19 protein-coding genes are annotated in these 19,518 nt (G+C 35.6%); 10 read left to right on the top strand and 9 right to left on the bottom strand.

Features of this window, described 5'->3' with window-relative positions:
- Positions 1–26 precede the first annotated feature (26 nt).
- The 4 genes from ACFSJT_RS12640 to ACFSJT_RS12625 all read right to left on the bottom strand — a co-directional run bounded on the left by ACFSJT_RS12640 (position 27) and on the right by ACFSJT_RS12625 (position 2,469).
- Positions 27–293: a DUF3098 domain-containing protein gene (locus tag ACFSJT_RS12640; RefSeq protein ID WP_378320648.1), complete on the bottom strand. Its 267-nt coding sequence runs from the start codon at positions 291–293 to the stop codon at positions 27–29.
- Entirely contained in the window at positions 274–624 is a 351-nt protein-coding gene (locus ACFSJT_RS12635; protein ID WP_378320646.1) for a hypothetical protein, read from the bottom strand. Before ACFSJT_RS12635 ends, ACFSJT_RS12640 begins: the two co-directional genes overlap by 20 nt.
- Before the next feature lie 61 nt (positions 625–685).
- Positions 686–1,510 (bottom strand): prolipoprotein diacylglyceryl transferase, encoded by an 825-nt coding sequence (gene lgt / locus ACFSJT_RS12630; RefSeq protein WP_378320645.1) that lies wholly within the window; start codon positions 1,508–1,510, stop codon positions 686–688.
- An 80-nt stretch (positions 1,511–1,590) separates the two neighbouring features.
- Complete coding sequence (locus ACFSJT_RS12625) at positions 1,591–2,469, bottom strand: cell division protein FtsX (protein ID WP_378320644.1); 879 nt, start codon at positions 2,467–2,469, stop codon at positions 1,591–1,593.
- Between the two features lie 226 nt (positions 2,470–2,695).
- Between ACFSJT_RS12625 and ACFSJT_RS12620 the strand changes: the two genes are divergently transcribed.
- The 5 genes from ACFSJT_RS12620 (at position 2,696) to ACFSJT_RS12600 (ending at position 9,571) form a co-directional block, all read left to right on the top strand.
- Positions 2,696–3,625: a 2-dehydropantoate 2-reductase gene (locus ACFSJT_RS12620; RefSeq protein ID WP_378320643.1), complete on the top strand. Its 930-nt coding sequence runs from the start codon at positions 2,696–2,698 to the stop codon at positions 3,623–3,625.
- Between the two features lie 136 nt (positions 3,626–3,761).
- Positions 3,762–7,145, top strand: coding sequence for a leucine--tRNA ligase (locus ACFSJT_RS12615; RefSeq protein WP_378320642.1), 3,384 nt, complete (start codon positions 3,762–3,764; stop codon positions 7,143–7,145).
- A gap of 115 nt (positions 7,146–7,260) precedes the next feature.
- Complete coding sequence (locus ACFSJT_RS12610) at positions 7,261–7,527, top strand: SemiSWEET family sugar transporter (RefSeq protein ID WP_378320641.1); 267 nt, start codon at positions 7,261–7,263, stop codon at positions 7,525–7,527.
- A 128-nt stretch (positions 7,528–7,655) separates the two neighbouring features.
- On the top strand, positions 7,656–8,771 hold the full coding sequence (gene ald / locus ACFSJT_RS12605; protein WP_378320640.1) for an alanine dehydrogenase: 1,116 nt from the start codon (positions 7,656–7,658) through the stop codon (positions 8,769–8,771).
- A 107-nt stretch (positions 8,772–8,878) separates the two neighbouring features.
- On the top strand, positions 8,879–9,571 hold the full coding sequence (locus ACFSJT_RS12600; protein WP_378320638.1) for a zinc metallopeptidase: 693 nt from the start codon (positions 8,879–8,881) through the stop codon (positions 9,569–9,571).
- 477 nt (positions 9,572–10,048) lie between these two features.
- Here the strand turns inward: ACFSJT_RS12600 and ACFSJT_RS12595 are convergent, their stop codons facing one another.
- Both ACFSJT_RS12595 and ACFSJT_RS12590 read right to left on the bottom strand, forming a co-directional pair.
- Positions 10,049–10,519, bottom strand: coding sequence for an Lrp/AsnC ligand binding domain-containing protein (locus ACFSJT_RS12595; protein ID WP_378320636.1), 471 nt, complete (start codon positions 10,517–10,519; stop codon positions 10,049–10,051).
- Between the two features lie 197 nt (positions 10,520–10,716).
- Entirely contained in the window at positions 10,717–12,087 is a 1,371-nt protein-coding gene (locus tag ACFSJT_RS12590) for a saccharopine dehydrogenase family protein (protein WP_378320635.1), read from the bottom strand.
- Positions 12,088–12,224: 137 nt separating this feature from the next.
- On the opposite strand from ACFSJT_RS12590, the gene ACFSJT_RS12585 reads away from it, so the two are divergent.
- Complete coding sequence (locus tag ACFSJT_RS12585; RefSeq protein ID WP_378320634.1) at positions 12,225–12,623, top strand: DUF423 domain-containing protein; 399 nt, start codon at positions 12,225–12,227, stop codon at positions 12,621–12,623.
- 68 nt (positions 12,624–12,691) lie between these two features.
- Positions 12,692–14,305 (top strand): phosphoenolpyruvate carboxykinase (ATP), encoded by a 1,614-nt coding sequence (gene pckA, locus ACFSJT_RS12580; RefSeq protein WP_378320633.1) that lies wholly within the window; start codon positions 12,692–12,694, stop codon positions 14,303–14,305.
- Between the two features lie 84 nt (positions 14,306–14,389).
- On the opposite strand, the gene ACFSJT_RS12575 is transcribed toward pckA, so the two are convergent.
- Positions 14,390–15,136, bottom strand: a complete 747-nt coding sequence (locus ACFSJT_RS12575; protein WP_378320632.1) for a uroporphyrinogen-III synthase — start codon at positions 15,134–15,136, stop codon at positions 14,390–14,392.
- A gap of 26 nt (positions 15,137–15,162) precedes the next feature.
- Positions 15,163–15,819, bottom strand: a complete 657-nt coding sequence (locus tag ACFSJT_RS12570) for a DUF4271 domain-containing protein (protein WP_378320631.1) — start codon at positions 15,817–15,819, stop codon at positions 15,163–15,165.
- A 91-nt stretch (positions 15,820–15,910) separates the two neighbouring features.
- Here ACFSJT_RS12570 and ACFSJT_RS12565 point away from each other — a divergent pair, with 91 nt between their 5' ends.
- Genes ACFSJT_RS12565 through ACFSJT_RS12555 form a run of 3 tightly spaced genes read left to right on the top strand, consistent with a single transcriptional unit; the run spans position 15,911 to position 18,464 of the window.
- Positions 15,911–16,642: a polyprenol monophosphomannose synthase gene (locus ACFSJT_RS12565; RefSeq protein ID WP_378320630.1), complete on the top strand. Its 732-nt coding sequence runs from the start codon at positions 15,911–15,913 to the stop codon at positions 16,640–16,642.
- A complete protein-coding gene (locus ACFSJT_RS12560) occupies positions 16,639–17,985 on the top strand; it encodes a dihydroorotase (protein ID WP_378320629.1) in 1,347 nt (448 codons plus the stop codon). Before ACFSJT_RS12565 ends, ACFSJT_RS12560 begins: the two co-directional genes overlap by 4 nt.
- A complete protein-coding gene (locus ACFSJT_RS12555; protein WP_378320628.1) occupies positions 17,982–18,464 on the top strand; it encodes a DUF4296 domain-containing protein in 483 nt (160 codons plus the stop codon). Before ACFSJT_RS12560 ends, ACFSJT_RS12555 begins: the two co-directional genes overlap by 4 nt.
- On the opposite strand, the gene ACFSJT_RS12550 is transcribed toward ACFSJT_RS12555, so the two are convergent.
- Positions 18,439–19,449 carry an NAD-dependent epimerase/dehydratase family protein gene (locus tag ACFSJT_RS12550; RefSeq protein WP_378320627.1) on the bottom strand — a complete coding sequence of 337 codons (1,011 nt, stop codon included), beginning with the start codon at positions 19,447–19,449 and terminating at the stop codon, positions 18,439–18,441. The genes ACFSJT_RS12555 and ACFSJT_RS12550 overlap by 26 nt on opposite strands.
- Positions 19,450–19,518 lie beyond the last annotated feature (69 nt).

Here is a 19,518-nt window from a genome sequence, read left to right as displayed (position 1 = left end):
TAATTACAGAAAGATAAATTACTGAATTACTGTTTTTTCTTCTTATCCGGATTTAAAAGAATAGCATAGACTTCGATACCAAAACCTATTAACACAATAGTTGGAGCCAGTCTAATCCTTCTGAAGTTGTAGATCTCTGGATTAAAAACATTAGGATTGTCACTACCTCCTCCTGCCATAAGAATAAATCCTAATGCGATCACAGCGATTCCGATAGCCATGACAACATAGTTCTTCTTGCCAAAAACATAATCTGGTTTGTGAGGAGTGTTTTTATTTTGTTGTTTGCTCATGAATGTCATTATTTATTTTATTAAATACTACCTTGTCACCAATCATTATTTTGGCAATATGTCCCATGTTTCCATCACGGGTAAAGATAGTCCATCTTTCGATAGCATACAAAGTAACCTTTTTATTAAGAATATTGCTGCTCAATTGTTCAACGGTTAAGCCATGTAATAACCCCCTGTTTATATAGTAGTAATGATCATCATTTTCTAAGGTGATTACAATATCATATCCCGAAGCTTCTTGCACTTTGGTAACAATGCCTTCGATTTTTAGAACATCGTCAGGCTGTATATTGCGCACGGGTCTAAAGGTTTGAATAACAACTGCCATAAATACAATAAAAAGTATTGAAGCACTTAAAAACCATATTTTACCAATTTTACCCATAAAGTTAAATAACTACTTCATTTTTTTGTTTACTTAAGATCAGAAGAACAATTCCCCCAATAATAAAGGGAATACTAAGCCATTGACCCATATTGAATAGCATGTTGTCTTCAAAAGCTACTTGATTTTCTTTAAAGAATTCTAATAATAATCTTACTGTAAATAAGACGATTAACAACGTGCCGAATAGAAATCCTTCTTTACTCTTTAGATTCGTTTTTTTGTAAAGATACCATAGCAATCCAAAAATAATCAAATATGCAAAAGCTTCGTATAATTGTGTAGGATGTCTTGGTATTAAATCATTTTGCATAAAGATGACACCGTAATCACCTTTTGTTGGTTTTCCGTAAATTTCAGAATTCATAAAGTTTCCAAAGCGAATAAAAGCTCCCGTGACCGGAGCACCAATTGCCACTCGATCTAATATCCAGAGCAAAGATATTCTGTTCTCCCAACGGTATATAATGATAGCTAAGATTGCCCCAATACTTCCTCCATGACTTGCCAATCCTGAAAACCCTGTAAAACTCCAGTTACCATTTGTAATTCGAAATGGTAAGAATATTTCTAGAGGATATTTGGAGAAATATTCAAAATCATAAAAAAGACAATGACCTAACCTCGCTCCTAATAATATCCCTATGAATAGGTAAGTAGAGAGTTTTTCTAGATTTTCTACAGGTACATTTTCAGATTTATATATTCGTTTTACAATCTCATATCCAAGTAAAAGACCAATGACAAATAAAATTCCATAATACTTTATAGGAAAAGTGCCAAAAAGCCTCGTGATTTCGGGATCAACGTTCCACTCCAAAGCTTTCATACTATATCATTGTTTTGATATTACTTTTATTTCCCAAAGTCGAGATTTAAATACATAATTTTTAACTTCCTCATCACTCACTAATAATATAATTCATCGGTCCTAAGATTCAAGAATCGTTGCGTAGCAAAAAATGTACTAATCCAGGTAATGAGTACACCAATACCAAAAACACCTAGAAACAATATAATTAATAATATTTCATCGTCTAACAGTGCTAGTTCGGGAAATGTTTTGTTAAGGTAGTATAATACTACACCCACTCCGGTCAGGGCTACAATTGCTCCTATCATTCCCAGACGTACACTCTTCCAAATAAAAGGTCCGCGAATAAATTTTTTGGTGGCTCCTACCATTTGCATGGTTTTAATAATAAATCTCTTTGAATAGACCGATAAACGAATGGAACTGTTAATAAGCAATACTGCAATAAAGGTGAAAATACCGCTAATTAATAATACCCAAAAACTAATCTTTTTGATGTTGTCATTAAGTAACGAAATTAAGGGTTTATCATAGATCACTTCGTCAACAAAATTCTTTCTGGTAATAGACGTTGAAATTCCCTCAATTTTCGCAGGATCAACAAAATCAGCTTTCAGATATACATCAATCGAGTTTTGTAGTGGATTATATCCTAAAAAATCCATAAAGTTTTCTCCAATATCTTTACTGTGTTCTTCAGCAGCTTCGTCTTTAGAAATATAGGTTGTTGATTTAGTATATTCGGCAAGCGCCAATGTTTTTTCCAGTTGTTTGATCTCTACGTCTTTTGCAGTGTCCTTGAGGTAGATAGTTAATGCAATTTTTTCTTTAAAATGATCTGCAATTTTTTTGGTATTCAAAACCAACAAGCCCAACAAGCCCAATAAAAATAATACCAAAGAAATACTAATGACTACAGAAAAATAAGAAGAAATTAGTCTACGTTTTTGATACTTTTCAAATGATGAGCTCATAAATAATCTAATTTTTGGTAAAAATAATAAAGTTAATGAGACTTTGTATTGTAAAATGTGCCACATTTTGCAATACAATCACCTAACCTACCTTTGTGAACAGGAAGGTTAATCCCTTTATAAAATGAGATTTAACTCTTCAATCTGTTATGTGTTTTCATTAACTTTGGTTGATAAAAGAATAACGTATACTTAAAGGTATTCTTATCTATTAAATAGTTTAGCTATGCATACAGTTATCATTGGAGTTGGAGGGGTCGGAGGATATTTTGGAGGAAGAATTGCAAACTCAGGCCAAAAAGTTACCCTAATTGCCAGGGGTAAGCATCTTGAGGCTATTCAGCAAAACGGTCTGCATGTTAAAAGTATCGATGGGGATTTTGTAACCCATCCATTCATGGTTACAAATGATATCAATCAAGTAGAAAAAGCAGATCTGGTTTTGGTTTGTACCAAATCCTGGCAAGTAGCCCAAGCTGCAAGATTGATCAAACCGATTCTTAAAGATGATACAGTCGTTATTCCTTTACAAAATGGAGCCGATAATGTAGATACATTGCTTGCTGTACTGCCAACAAAACATGTAATTGGAGGTTTGTGTAAGATATATAGTAAGATTGAAGCTCCAGGTATTATTTCACACTTCGGGTTTCCTCCCGAAATAGTTTTTGGAGAGTTAGATAGAAGTAAAACCAATCGTCTTCAAAAAATAAAAGAAGTATTTGACAAAGCAGGTTTTAACAATACAATTTCTGAAGATATTCACGTTGATATATGGAGTAAATTCATGTTTATCGCAACGGTAAGCGGTTTGGGAGCGTTGACCAGAGCTACTATTGGAGAAATGTATCAAAGCCCGGGAACACGAGCAATTTTAGAACAAACTGCCAGAGAAATTCATCAAATTGGATCTGCCAAAGGAGTTAACTTATCTAAAGATCTTGTAGATAGCATCATGACAATTATTAGTAAACAACCGTACGATTCTACCGCCTCTACTCAAAGAGATATTATAGAAGGTCGTCCATCAGAACTAGATAATTTTAATGGGTTTATAGTGAAAGAAGGAAAGAAACTAGGTATTGAAACTCCTGTAAATACCTTTGTTTATAGTTGCTTACAACCTATGGAAGCGAAGGCTAGAGGTCTATCTTAAATTGAAAAGAAACAATTCTACCGTCTCTCTGTGGGAGAGGGGTTGGGGATGAGGGCTTTGATAGTTCGAAGGTATCCTTCAAAAACCTTGAAGGTGTAACATAAAATCGTAAATTTGCGGTCTTAATTTTAGATTGATGAGCTACGATTTTAGAGATATTGAAACCAGATGGCAAAAATATTGGGCAGAAAACGGAACGTTTAGAGCGGAAAATGATAGTGCTAAACCAAAATATTACGTGCTGGATATGTTTCCATACCCATCGGGGGCAGGATTGCATGTCGGGCATCCGTTAGGATATATAGCCAGTGATATCTATGCCAGATATAAGCGTCACAAAGGATTTAATGTTTTACATCCTCAAGGCTATGATTCCTTTGGCTTGCCGGCAGAGCAGTATGCCATCCAAACCGGGCAACATCCTGCCATCACTACCAAAGAAAATATCGCTCGGTATCGCGAGCAATTAGATAAAATAGGATTCTCATTTGATTGGAGCCGCGAGGTACGTACCAGTGACCCAACGTTTTATAAATGGACCCAATGGATTTTTATCCAACTTTTCAATTCATGGTACGATAATCATGAAGATAAGGCAAGAAAGATAGCCGATCTCGAAGCGATTTTTGTTTCCGAAGGAAATACAAAAGTAAATGCGGTTTGTGACGAAGATGTAAGTGAATTTACGGCAGCCGATTGGAGCAATTTCTCCTCAAAAGAAAAGCAGGAAATATTACTAAAATACAGGTTAACCTATTTGGCAGAGACCGAAGTAAATTGGTGTCCGCAATTAGGAACCGTACTTGCTAATGATGAGATCGTAAATGGGGTCTCAGAACGTGGTGGTTACCCTGTGGTTCGTAAAAAAATGACCCAGTGGAGCATGCGTATTTCAGCTTATGCACAGCGGTTATTAGATGGATTGGATACCATCGATTGGCCGCAGCCTCTTAAAGATTCTCAAACCAATTGGATAGGCCGTTCTGAGGGAGCCGTTGTCAAGTTTAGAGTTCTTCCATCCCATCCCCAGCCATTCCCAGAGGGAAGAGGGTCAAATGCAGGTTATCTGACTGGAAATCCTAAAATAGCCGGAGAACTTTTAAGAAGGGCGAAAGAGATGAGGACTAATCCAACAAAATCAGAAGCTTTTTTATGGGAAAGGTTAAAAACAAAAAAGTTAGGGTTTAAGTTTAGACAACAGCACCCTATTGATAATTATATAGTCGATTTTGTGTGTCTTTCCAAAAAACTGATTATTGAAGTTGATGGTGAAATTCATAAACTTCAAAAAGAGGAAGATCAAGAAAGACAAGTATTGTTACAGGAAAAAAAAGGATATACCTTTTTACGTTTTTCAAATGATGAAATATTGAATGATATAGATAATGTGATATCATCAATAGAAAACGCTTTAAAAGTTCTTCCCTCTGGGGAGGATTTAGGAGGGGATGAGAAGCAACATACAATTGAAGTATTCACAACCAGACCCGATACCATTTTTGGAGTGAGCTTTATGACATTAGCTCCAGAGCATGAATTGGTACAAAAGGTAACTACTCCCGAACAAAAAGCCGAGGTAGAAGCCTATGTCGAAGCGACTGCAAAGCGAAGCGAGCGCGAACGAATGGCAGATGTAAAAACCATTAGTGGTGTATTTACAGGGGCGTATGCAGAACATCCGTTCACCAAAGAACCCGTACCCATCTGGATTGGGGATTATGTGTTGGCAGGTTACGGTACCGGTGCAGTAATGGCAGTACCCTGCGGAGATCAACGTGATTATGACTTTGCAAAACACTATGGGATTGATATACCTAATATTTTTGAAGGCGTAGATATTTCTGAGGAAGCATTCGCCGATAAAGAAAATACCATTATTGCCAATTCTGATTTCCTGAATGGGTTGAGTTATAAGAAAGCAACCAAAAGAGCCATTGATGAGCTGGAGCAATTGGGTCAGGGAAAAGGAAAGATTAATTATAGGTTAAGAGATGCCGTTTTTAGTCGTCAGCGGTATTGGGGAGAGCCATTCCCGGTGTATTATGTAGACGGAATGCCGCAAATGATCGAAGAGCATTACCTGCCTATCGAATTACCCGAAGTAGAAAAGTATTTGCCTACCGAAACTGGTGAGCCACCATTAGGTCGTGCGGATGTGTGGGCTTGGGATACCAAGAATAGCGAAGTTGTTGCCAATGATAAGATCGATCATAAAACAGTGTTTCCTTTAGAATTGAATACCATGCCGGGTTGGGCAGGAAGTTCCTATTACTTTAACAGATATATGGACCCACATAATGAAGAAGAAATATTCTCTGCAGCAGCAATTAACTATTGGAAAGAAGTAGATCTATATATCGGTGGTAGCGAGCATGCCACCGGACATTTATTATACGCACGTTTCTGGCAAAAGTTTTTGTTCGACTGCGGAATCGTGCCTGTGGATGAATTTGCTAAAAAATTGATCAATCAAGGGATGATTTTGGGGACGAGTGCGTTTGTGCATAGAGTCATAATTGGAAAAATTTTACAAAAAGCAGTTGGTTACAAAGTTGAGTTACCGCAAGATGTTTTTGTTTCTAAAGGTATTTTGAATGATAAAAAAGCATTGGGTGAAGCCAAAAAATTATTCCAAGAAAAACTACAACTTTTGAGTGGTCATACAAACTTTAAAATAAACGATTACAATATTCAAATACAACCCATTCACGTTGATGTTTCTTTTGTAAATTCTTCAGACGAATTAGATGTTGAAGCTTTTAAGAATTGGAGACCTGAATTCACTAATGCAAAATTTGTTCTAGAAAATGGAAAGTATATAGTTCATCGAGAAGTCGAAAAAATGTCCAAATCCAAATACAATGTCGTCAACCCCGATGGAATTTGTGAAGATTATGGAGCCGATAGCTTGCGTTTATATGAAATGTTTCTGGGGCCATTAGAACAAGCAAAACCCTGGAACACGGCTGGGATCACCGGGGTGCACTCGTTCCTTAAAAAATTATGGAAGTTATACCATAATGGAGATACTTTCGAGGTTTCAGATGCAGAACCCACAAAAGATAATTTAAAAACATTACACAAAACCATCAAAAAGGTAGAAGAAGATATCGAGAATTTCTCCTTTAATACTTCGGTAAGTACTTTTATGATTGCGGTGAACGAATTAACAGCTCAGCAATGTAATGCCAGAGCAATTTTGGAACCTTTATTAGTATTGATTTCGCCTTACGCGCCACACATTGCTGAAGAATTATGGCAAAAGATGGGACATCAAGAATCCATCTCGACTGCTGCATTTCCTGTTTTTGAAGAGAAACACTTGATAGAAAGCACAAAAGAGTATCCCATATCATTTAACGGTAAAATGCGTTTTACCTTAGAGCTATCTTTAGATTTGAATAAAGACGAAATAGAAGCTGCGGTAATGGCACATGAGAAAACACAACAGCAACTCGAGGGGCGAGCGCCAAAAAAAGTGATCGTAGTTCCCGGTAAGATTGTGAATGTGGTAGGTTAAGGAAATAGCGCCTAGCTTAGAGAGACTCAGCCCTCTTAGAAGAGACGAACCCAGAGGCTCCCGAAGGGTAAGCTCTTACAGATACCCACATAACTATTGTAGTTAATATAGAAACATGATCAATTCGATAGAAATTCTAGGATTAGTAGCGGCAACCCTAACCACAGCAGCATTTTTACCTCAGGTATATAAGACCTGGAAAACAAAATCTGCCGACAGTTTGTCTTTATCTATGCTACTCATTTTTGTCTCAGGGGTACTTTGTTGGTTGGTTTATGGGTTCTTGATTGATAGTTTGCCTATTATTTTGGCAAATTTTGTTACTGCGATCTCTGGATTCGCGTTGCTACATTTTAAGTATCGATATAAAAATAAAAATTGAATTTGTAAGTCTTTAATTTTTTAACATATTCAGTACATTCTTCTTAAAATTATTAATAAGATATTTTTTGAATATGATTTATTGGTTTATTTCATAAAAACAGCTATTTTCGACAAAAAAATAAGAATATGATAATTGGTGTTCCTAAGGAAATCAAGAATAACGAGAATCGCGTAGGTGTTACACCTGCTGGAACGATGGAACTCGTTAGACATGGCCACACGGTTTTCATTCAGCAAAATGCTGGTCTTCAAAGTGGTTTTAGTGATGAGGAGTATGTTAGCGCCGGAGGTAAAATTTTACCTACAATAGAAGAGGTGTACCAGACTGCTGAGATGATCATCAAGGTCAAGGAACCCATAGAACCAGAATATAAGTTGATCAAGAAGGATCAATTGGTATTTACATATTTTCATTTCGCATCTAGCGAACCACTTACCAATGCAATGATCGAAAGTGGGTCGGTTTGCATTTCTTATGAAACCGTAGAGGATCCAGACCGTAGCTTACCATTGTTAACACCAATGAGCGAAGTTGCTGGTCGAATGTCAATCCAACAAGGCGCAAAATATTTAGAAAAGCCCTTAAAAGGAAGAGGAATCCTTCTTGGTGGTGTTCCCGGTGTAGCTCCTGCCAAAGTTTTGGTATTAGGAGGCGGAGTAGTTGGTACCCAGGCAGCAAAAATGGCTGCAGGGATGGGTGCTGATGTGACCATATTGGATATTAGCCCTAAAAGACTAAAATATCTTGATGATATAATGCCGGCGAATGTAAATACTGAATATTCTAATGAATATACTATCCGTAAGCATATTAAGACATCAGATCTTATTATAGGAGGCGTATTGATCCCGGGTGCCAAGGCACCTAAACTAATCACACGCGATATGCTTAAAGATATACGTCCGGGTACGGTATTGGTTGATGTAGCTGTAGATCAGGGAGGTTGTTTTGAAACTACAAAACCTACCACACACCAGGATCCTGTATATATTATTGATGATGTAGTGCATTATTCTGTGGCAAATATGCCAGGTGCGGTACCTTTTACGTCCACTTTGGCATTAACAAATGTCACTTTGCCATACGCGGTGCAGTTGGCAAACAGAGGATGGAAAGCTGCCTGTACAGATAATGAACCCCTTAAAAAAGGACTTAATGTTATTAATGGAGATGTTGTGTATCCCGCAATATCAGAGGCTTTTAACCTTCCATTAGTAGATGTAGAAACGTATTTAAAGTAAACTCGACTTATTGGCTAACTCAAGTTTATTTAACCAGGAACCTCGCTATTGTGGCGAGGTTTTTGCTTTTAATATTGTATATTAATACACATAAAAAGTAGTTAGTTATGATGGGATATTATGTCATTGCCGGTGTCATATTTTTGGTAAGTATGTACGTGAGCAATAAACTAAAAAGTAAATTTAAGAAATACTCTAATATTCGTTTACAAAATGGAATGAGTGGAGCCGAGATTGCCACCAAAATGTTACAAGATAATGGGATATATGATGTGAAAGTAATTTCTACATCAGGAATGCTTACCGATCATTATAATCCGGCTAATAAGACGGTTAATCTAAGCGAGGGGGTGTATCACCAAAGAAATGCAGCCTCTGCAGCTGTAGCTGCTCACGAAGTTGGGCATGCAGTACAACATGCGACAGCGTATAGTTGGTTAACGATGCGATCCAAAATCGTTCCTGCTGTAGGAATAGCTAGTAAGCTTTCTAATATAGTGATCATGGCGGGTTTGATATTAACAGCGTCGGGGATGGTTTTTGGTAATTTGATTTTCTTAGTGGGTATCATCTTGTTTGCTGCAACAACATTATTTGCATTTATTACACTTCCTGTAGAATATGATGCAAGCAACAGGGCATTGGCTTGGCTAGAAAACAGAAATATGGTAACCGGTCAAGAGTATAACGGAGCAAAAGATGCACTTAAATGGGCAGCAAGGACTTATGTAGTCGCTGCGCTGGGATCGCTTGCTACGTTGTTGTACTTTATTTCCCTTTTCTTGGGAAGTAGGGATTAATGTAAAAAATAAACTGAGTTCAAAGAATTGTACCCTGAGCCTGTCGAAGGGTACAATTCTTTCAATTCAGTAGTATATACATGTAGAAGCTTTCATAAAATACAATTATTTGAATATCCGTTTTAGGTAATACAGATACTTTTGGCGTCATTCCGAATTTATTTCGGAATCTCATTGCATTTATAATTAGCGAATTAGTTTGAGAACCTGAAACAAGTTCAGGTTGACGACTATATTTATGATTAATTGAGTAGTTACAAATAGATTTATAAAGCTAAGTAAAGAAAGATCAGTGTTAATGTATACGGATTTATACCAGTTCTAACATGAAGTTACTGATATACGAATTGAACTATTTTGATTTTAGGCAAGGCAAAAAATTTATGGATAGCCATAGCTATCGATCAATTTTATAACGAAGCATCAAGTCAAAAGAGACAATTTTATACGGTAATTTCATGTGAGAAGTGGTATTAGCTATATCTTGATCTGTCGATCAATTTGCTGATCCAAAGAAATAAAAGTTTCAGTTCGTGAAACTCCTTCGATCGCTTGAATTTCTTTATTCAATACATTCATCAAGTGCTCATTATCTTTACATAGGATTTTGATAAAAATAGACCAGTTACCGGTGGTATAGTGACATTCAATAACTTCTGGAATATTTTTTAACTGTTTTACGGCTTTTGGATTACTTACGGCTTTATCCAAAAACACACCTACGAAAGCCATAGTTTTGTATCCTAATACTTTGGGATCGATAATAAATTTGGATCCAGCGATAAGTCCTGAAGCTTCAAGCTTGCGAAGCCTTTGATGAATCGCCGCACCAGATATACCAACCTTTCTGGCAATCTCAAGAATAGGCCTTCGGGCATCTTCCATGAGATTGCGTAATATTTCTTTATCGATGCCATCAATCTTTACAGGATTGTTTTGACTTTTCATAATTTCAAATTACAGTTATTAATCAAAAATACAATTAAAGGTTTGTAATTGAAATAGAATAAGTAAAATTGAATAGGTTTTTATAAAAAAGTCTGTCAAAAGCCTTTAAAATTAATTCTGTACAAGCGTATAAAAGATCAGGTAGTATAATATTACCTTTAAAAATTGTGCGTTAGAAGTCAGATCTTGACCTCTTTTCACCCTTTTACCCCGTCAGGATTGTATCCCAGGTATTCACACTCTTTTTCATTGAATCCTATGCCATATTCTTTGAGCTCTTTAAGTATAGGCTCATACACTTCTTCATGAATAGGAATTTGGATACCAGTAGAGGTAATTTGTTTATTCAAGATACGCAATGTTGCCATTGCTACGGGCAATCCTACTGTTCTGGCCATGGCAGTATACGTTTGGTCTTCACCTGTACTTACCATGGTGGCATCAATCTGTTTGCGTTTGCCATTGAGTTCATAACCAAACTTATGATACATAACGATCATATCTTTGTCTCCTTCATCAAGCGTCCATTTATCCATTAAAATTTTCTGAAGTATTTGTGCTGGAGTAGCATTGGGGATTCCAACTTTTTTATCAGGATTAAAGATATCGAGCTCAAGGAGTTTATCCCACATAATGTCATCCTGATCTATTTTGAGATAATGACGAAGCTTAAGTTCTACAGAGTCTGTTGGAGAATATGCCAGGAAAGAATTGATAAAGTCGCGATAACTCATATCCTCAGAGTTTGTCATGGTATAATCATCTGCCGTCATTCCTAATTGTACAAAAGTGTTCCATGCTCTAGAAAAACCTACTCTTCTTATAGTGCCTCTATATAGGGTTAGGATATCATCTAAACCATAAATACTTTGGTATTTAAGAGAATTTCGGTTAGCATACGCTTCAAATCGACCGTATTCTTCTACTTCAAGAAATTCTGTTCTTCTAAATAATTTATGGTAGGGGATATATTTATAAGTCCCTTCCTGTAGAAATTTTGCAGCTCCACCCTGCCCTGCTGTAACTACATTACGAGGGTTCCATGTGAATTTATAGTTCCATAAATTGGTATCACTTTCGGGAGCAACTAATCCACCGGTAAAAGATTCGAATAAAATCATATTACCACCTTGATTTCTGATACGATCTATTATTTGCATGGCGCTCATATGGTCTATCCCGGGATCTACACCAATTTCATTCATAAAAATCAATCCTTTTTTATGAACATGGTCATTCAACTCTTGCATTTCCGGACTCACGTAGGAAGCGGTAACCATAGACTTACCAAATTCAAGACAATCTTTCGCTACCTCGATATGAAATCGTGCTGGAAGCATAGAAACCACAATATCAGCTTTTTTAATTGCTTGTTCACGAGAGTTTTTATCAAAAATATCTAGAGATATCGCTTTGGAATTTGGATGATTACTTGCCAGGTTTTGAGCATTTTGTATAGAAATATCTCCAATAGTGATATGAAGATTTTCGGAAACAGATTTATCCTGAAAATACTTAATCAAAACGGCGGTAGATTTACCTGCACCAATAACTAGAATCTTTCGCATACCTGCTGATATTTTGATAACTTTGATACGAATGTAATAAATACTCTAAAAAGTAAGTAGTCAATTTTGTGGTATTAATTACGTTTTGATAAAAAAAGTGTTTAAAACATAACATCTATTCTACAACATAGTCAATTATGGATAAAAAGGGCGTGAATAAAACAATTTTGATTACGGGAGCGGTATTGGGTTTGATAGGGGTGCTTTTAGATGCTTTTGGTGCCCATGGTTTAGAAAAGCTAGTAGATACAAAAAGCATAGATTCTTTTAAAACAGGAGTACGGTATCAAATGTATCACGCAATCGTATGCATTATTTTGGGGAATATGACAGTTTTGAACATGACTTCTAAGAGACGGATTTTTTATTTTTTTATAGGGGGAATCACCCTTTTTTCAGGATCAATATACCTTTTGGCCATCGATGAAGCTTTAGGAATGTCTTTGTCAAGTATTGGTTTTATTACGCCTTTGGGTGGTTTATTGTTAATTTTTGGATGGATTCTTTTAATTATTAATGCAGCAAAGATTAAGTGATCAATTAGGAGGTTAGTGTAATTATTATTTATAATTTTGCACATACATAACAAACACGATATATTTTTATGGAACCACTGTATCCAACTACGAAAACGTTTTCGTTAAAGCATTACGGTATTAAAGATGCTACAATGCGTTACCAATTATCTCCTAAAGAATTACAGGAAGAGGTATTGCAAAAAGGTCAAGGGCAACTTACTAAATCTGGAACACTTGCTATTAATACAGGTGAGTTTACAGGACGTTCTCCTATGGATCGATTTATTGTTAAAGATCACATCACCAAAGATAAAATTTGGTGGGGAGCTATTAATATTCCTTTTGAGCCTGATGCATTTGATGCATTGTATGATAAAGTGACAGCTTATCTTTCTGGAAAAGAAATTTTTGTACGTGATAGTTATGCATGTGCCGATCCCGAGTACCGATTGAATATAAGAGTAATTAATGAGTATCCCTGGTCTAATATGTTTGCTTATAACATGTTCTTAAGACCAACTAATGAAGAATTGAAGGATTTCGATCCAGAGTGGATCGTAGTTAATGCGCCTGGTTTTATGGCAGATCCAAAAGTCGATGGTACTCGTCAACATAATTTCGCAATTTTGAACTTTGATAGAAAAATTGCACTTATCGGTGGCACGGGGTATACAGGTGAGATTAAAAAAGGAATTTTCTCTGCATTAAACTTTATCCTTCCGGTTGAAAAGGATTGTTTTCCTATGCACTGCTCTGCTAATATAGGTGAAGAAGGAGATACCGCTATATTTTTTGGCCTTTCAGGTACTGGAAAAACAACATTGTCTACAGATCCTAATCGTAAGTTGATCGGTGATGATGAACATGGCTGGACTAAAGAAAATACCATATTTAATTTTGAAGGAGGATGTTATGCAAAAGTAATTGATCTTTCTGCAGAAAAAGAACCCGAAATATATGGAGCTATCAAAGAAGGGGCAATCCTTGAAAATGTAATTATCAAAGATGGTGAGGTAGACTATGCAGATACTTCTATTACTCAAAATACAAGAGTAAGCTATCCAATCTATCATATAGAGAACATTCAAACTCCTTCTATTGGCAAAAACCCGAAGAATATATTCTTTTTAACGGCTGATGCTTTTGGAGTTATGCCTCCGATTTCTAAACTTACTCCTAGTCAGGCGGCATACCATTTTATATCTGGTTACACAGCAAAAGTAGCAGGTACCGAAGCTGGGGTTGTAGAGCCTCAACCCTCATTTTCTGCTTGTTTTGGAGCACCATTTATGCCATTACATCCTGCAGAATATGCCGAGATGTTGGTTAAAAAAATGAAAGATACCGGTGTAAATGTATGGTTAGTAAATACGGGATGGACCGGTGGACCTTATGGAGTTGGAACCAGAATTAAATTAAAATACACACGTGCTATGATTCAGGCAGTATTGAATGGCGATTTGGGCTTGTATTCTTACGATGACTATCATATTCATTCTGTTTTTGGGGTAGCACAGCCTAGAAGATGCCCGGGAGTACCTGATAGCGTATTGAGTCCGAGAGCTACCTGGAACAACGATGAAGCTTACTATACAACGGCATTTAAATTGACCAATGCCTTTAGAGAGAATTTCAAGAAATTCGAGTCGTATGCCAATGAAGAAATAAGACGTGGAGGTCCTCAACGTTATTCGTTTTAAACGAGATATCTTAATAAAACAAAAAAGGTCTGAAAACATTTCAGACCTTTTTTATGGTGATATTTTTTCTAATTAGAAAAAATATTATTTTTTATTTACTTCTTTAATATATTTTTGAAGTGCCATCGTCATTGATGGAGTCTCTGGTGTAGGAGCTTGTATGTTAACTACAAGATTATGCTCCTCAGCAGCTTTTACCGTAGAATTACCAAAAACGGCAATTCTAGTGTCATTTTGCTTAAAATCCGGGAAGTTTTCGAATAAAGATTGTATGCCCGAGGGACTAAAGAAAACTAATATATCATAAAATACATCTCTTAGGTCAGACAAATCGCTTACAACGGTTCTATAAAACACCCCTTGTTTCCACTCAACTTTAAGCTCATTAAGCGCATTGGGAATCTCTGGTTTTAACTTATCAGAAGAAGGTAATAAAAACTTTTCGCTTTTATACTTCTTGATTAAAGGAGCGAGTTCCTGAAAAGTACGTTTCCCCACATAGATCTTTCTTTTACGGTACACTACATATTTTTGCAGATAATAAGCTACTGCCTCACTTTGACAAAAGTATTTAAGAGTATCCGGCACTTTATAACGCATCTCCTCTGCGATTCTAAAGAAATGATCGACAGAATTACGACTTGTAAGAACAATAGCAGTGTATTGTGATAAATCCACTTTTTGTAACCTTACTTCTTTAGCATCAACTCCTTCAACATGAATAAACGGAATAAAGTCAATTTTTACTTTTTCCTTTTCTTCTAAATCAAAATAAGGTGAATTTTCCACTTTAGGCTCTGGTTGTGAGACCAAAATTGTTTTCACTTTCATATATATTCTTTTTGTAAACGGCTCTACTAATTACTAATAAGCTTATATAGTATAAAATAGGGTGCAATTTCAAGTGCGCAAAGATACAAAATAAAATAAAACAAGTGGTTGAAAATGATATTTTCATTTTTCCTGTAAAAGGATACAAGTACTACAAGATTCAAAATAATTAGTAAAATAACTAATATTAAATATACGATTCGGGTAGGTTGTAAAGCATATATAAATACGATATTAAAAGGTAAAAGAATGACTCCCAAAAAATTGCGGTAAGATACTTTGTAAAATAAATATTCATCTACAATTCCATCGATAGAAAAAATCGTAGCGATAATTTTTTCTATTAATAATTTACAAATGACGATTACCGCATAAATGATAGTAATCTTAATGTATAATGTGATCTCTGTGGCAACTACCTGCAATTCAAAAATGTCAAAGTACAAATATAGAAATAAGGACACTGAAGCAATCTGTAGTAGTAATAGCACTGCATTAAAAGGAGAAGATAGTTTATTGGGTTTTTGGTAAGATATGATATACTTGTTATTACTAAAAAGCATCATAAAATCTGAAAAGCGCAGTGCGTTTAATCCTTTAGCTATAGCCAGTAATCCAAGGCATATCAATAATAAGATCGTAAGCCAGTTGGTTGATACTATTTCTCTTGTAATATACTCCATACCTGATTGTGGTGATAAAATTACGATCTATTCACGTATAAAAACAAAAAAATAGGTATGATTAATTATATTTGCTTGAAAAATAACATCGATGGCAGAGGCCTTAGTCATTATTCCTACCTATAATGAAATTGAAAATGTGGAGCGTATTATTAGAAATGTGTTTTCGCTTCAGCGTGATTTTCATATACTTATTGTTGATGACAGTTCTCCAGATGGTACTGGTGATAAAGTAAGAGAATTACAATTAGAATATTCAGAATATCTTTTTTTATTGGAACGAGCTGGTAAATTAGGATTGGGGACGGCATATATTGCAGGTTTTAAATGGGCTTTGGAGCGATCTTATGAATATATTTTTGAGATGGATGCTGATTTTTCTCATAATCCAAATGATCTGATACGATTATATAATGCTTGTTCAAAAGGAACATCTCAGATGGCAATAGGCTCGAGATATGTTACCGGAGTAAATGTGGTAAACTGGCCAATGAGTAGGGTTTTATTATCATGGTTAGCCTCAAAATATGTTCGATTTATTACTGGAATGAATATTCATGACACAACTGCCGGATTTATCTGTTATAAAAGAGAGGTACTTGAAAGAATAAATCTGGATAAAATCAAATTTGTGGGATATGCTTTTCAAATAGAAATGAAATTTAAGGCATATCTGCTGAAGTTTAAGATAAAAGAGATCCCTGTGGTCTTTACAGACAGGACTAATGGAACCTCAAAAATGAGTAAGGGAATTATTTCTGAAGCCGTTTTTGGAGTTATAAAAATGAAATTTAAAAGCTTATTTAAGAGTTACGAGATATGAGCAAGAATAGTGTACTTATTAAAAATGCAAATATAGTTAATGAGGGAACGATCTTCAATGGAGATGTGTTTATAGAGAACGGTATTTTTAAGGAAATAGCCCCACAGATAAGTGCAAAAACTCCAGATGTTCAGGTTTTTGATGCTGAAGGTAAATATCTGTTACCGGGTGTAATAGATGATCAGGTGCATTTTAGAGAACCAGGATTGACACATAAAGCGACGATAGAAACAGAATCCCGAGCAGCTATAGCTGGTGGTATTACTTCTTTTATAGAAATGCCCAATACGGTGCCACAAACCACAACAATCAAGAAGCTTGAGGAGAAGTTTGAGATTGCAGCAAAAACAAGTCATGCCAATTATTCTTTTATGTTTGGTGGTACCAATGATAACCTGGAGGAGATTTTAAAGGTGGATCCTAAAAAAGTGGCAGGGCTTAAATTGTTTTTGGGTTCATCAACCGGGAACATGCTTGTAGACGATCCCAAAGTATTGGAAAAGATATTTTCTTCTACAGATTTGGTGATCTCTGTTCATTGTGAAGACGAACAGACCATTAGAGATAACACTTCAAAATATAGAGCAGAATACGGAGATGATATTCCGATAGAACTCCACCCTATTATTAGAAGTGAAGACGCATGCTATATTTCTTCATCTAACGCAGTGGCTTTGGCAAAAAAGACAGGAGCTAGACTTCATGTTTTTCATCTTTCTACAGCAAAGGAATTATCGTTATTTACTAATAAAATTCCGTTAGAAGAGAAGAAAATTACTGCCGAAGTATGCATTCATCACCTATGGTTTTCAGACGAAGACTATAAAGAAAAAGGTACTTTGATTAAATGGAATCCAGCTGTAAAAACAGCCAAAGACCGAGATGCTTTGTTTGAAGCATTGTTAGACGACCGATTAGATGTTATCGCGACAGATCATGCCCCACATACGATAGAAGAAAAAGATAATGTATATACAAAGGCTCCTTCTGGAGGGCCATTGGTACAACATGCGCTTCCTGCAATGTTAGAGTTTTATCATGAGGGCAAGATTAGTTTAGAGAAGATCGTAGAAAAGATGTGCCATAACCCGGCAATTTTATTTCAAGTTGAAAAAAGAGGATATATTAAAGAAGGATATTACGCTGATGCCGTATTAGTAGATATTAATGCGCCATGGACTGTAAACAAGGATAATATTGCCTATAAATGTGGTTGGTCTCCATTTGAGGGTTCTACTTTCAAATCAAGAATTACACACACATTTGTTAACGGAGGCTTGGTATATAAGAATTTCAAGTTTTATGATGTTAAGAATGCACAGCGATTAACTTTTAATAGATGATTAAAAAATATACATACATTTTAATTCTTGTGGCAGTTTTTTCTTGTCAGAGTCTTGATAAACCTCCTAAGCCTGAAGTGTTTCTAGAAGAGGATAAAATGGTTGAGATCCTTAGTGATATTGCTTTTGTAAAAGCTGCCAAAACCTCATTTAGAAAGGTGTTAGAGATAGAAAAGATTAATCCTGAGGCTTACATTCTTAAGAAGCACAAAATTGATAGTACTGTTTTTGCTCAAAATAACATTTGGTATGCTAGCCAATTAGAGGAGTATGAAAAGATTTTTACTCGGGTAAAATCAAATCTTGAGGCATCTAAGAATAAATACGAGAAAATTAAAAAAGAAGAAGATTCTATAAAAAAAATACAGGATTCTATTAAAAAAGCTAAAGATACATTAGATACGCCTGATAAAAGTATTGAGAAAGAAATAGAAAATGCAAAGTCAAAAAGATTTAATGCTGCTTCAGAAAAAGAGTAGCTGTTTCTTCAATTGCTCGTTCTATCGGTGTAAAAGTGTGGTTCAATTCTTCTTTAACTTTGTCATTTTTATAAAATGAAGTGGACAAAGCACTTCTAATCGAGGATTTAAATATTGAACGTTTAGTCCTAAAAAAGAAATGACCTATCCATTGAAGATAATACGCAAATTTTAATAAAAAAGGAGAAGCTTCCTGGGTTGGGACAGGTTTATTCAGGGCATTTGCAATCATAGTAAATGCTTCTTTATAGCTTAGGTTTTCACCAACCAGAACATATCTTTCATTATGATAATGACCCATCATAAGTTGTAGCATAATATTAGTAACATCTTCAATAGCCACATATCCTGTAGTTCCCCGGGTATAATATTTCATGCCAGCATGTATTCTTTTGAATAAGTATCCGCTGCCATTATCAAAAAAGCCCGGGCCAATTATAATTCCGGGATTAACAATGATTACTTGTAGGTTTTCTTGCGCTCCCCGCCATACTTCCATTTCGGCACCATACTTCGTGATTGCATATATCGATTTATGAGTTTCAGGATTCCATTCAGCTGTTTCATCAATAAAAGATTTGGCTGGATCTTCTTCTAAAGTGGCAATTGAACTTACATGACACAATTTTTTCACACGATGAATCAAGCAAAGATTTACAATGTTTGCAGTTCCTTCAATATTGATTTTACGCAGTTTTTTACTATGCTTTGGATTAAAAGTGATCCATGCTGCGCAATGGTATACATGGCTAACATTGTCAAAAGCCTCTGTAAGAGCTGGAATATCGATGATATCAGCCTTTACCCAATCTATAGTGTCAAATATCTCTGTATTTTGTTGACCGAAATAATAAGAAACTACTTTTCTGGCATGTTCTTTTTTAGCTTCAGATCGGTATAGTGCCCGTACTTGCTGTTTTTCTTTAATCAGCTTTACCAATAAGTGAGTCCCTACTAATCCTGTTGCTCCTGTGACTAATATCATGGTGTGTATTATACGATACTAAAGTAAGTATATTTTGGATTTCTTATGTATTCGTAGCTCAATATTATC

It is taken from the genome of Aquimarina celericrescens, assembly GCF_042682765.1.
Classification (GTDB): Bacteria; Bacteroidota; Bacteroidia; order Flavobacteriales; family Flavobacteriaceae; genus Aquimarina; species Aquimarina celericrescens.
This window is presented reverse-complemented; position numbering and strand designations above follow the sequence as displayed.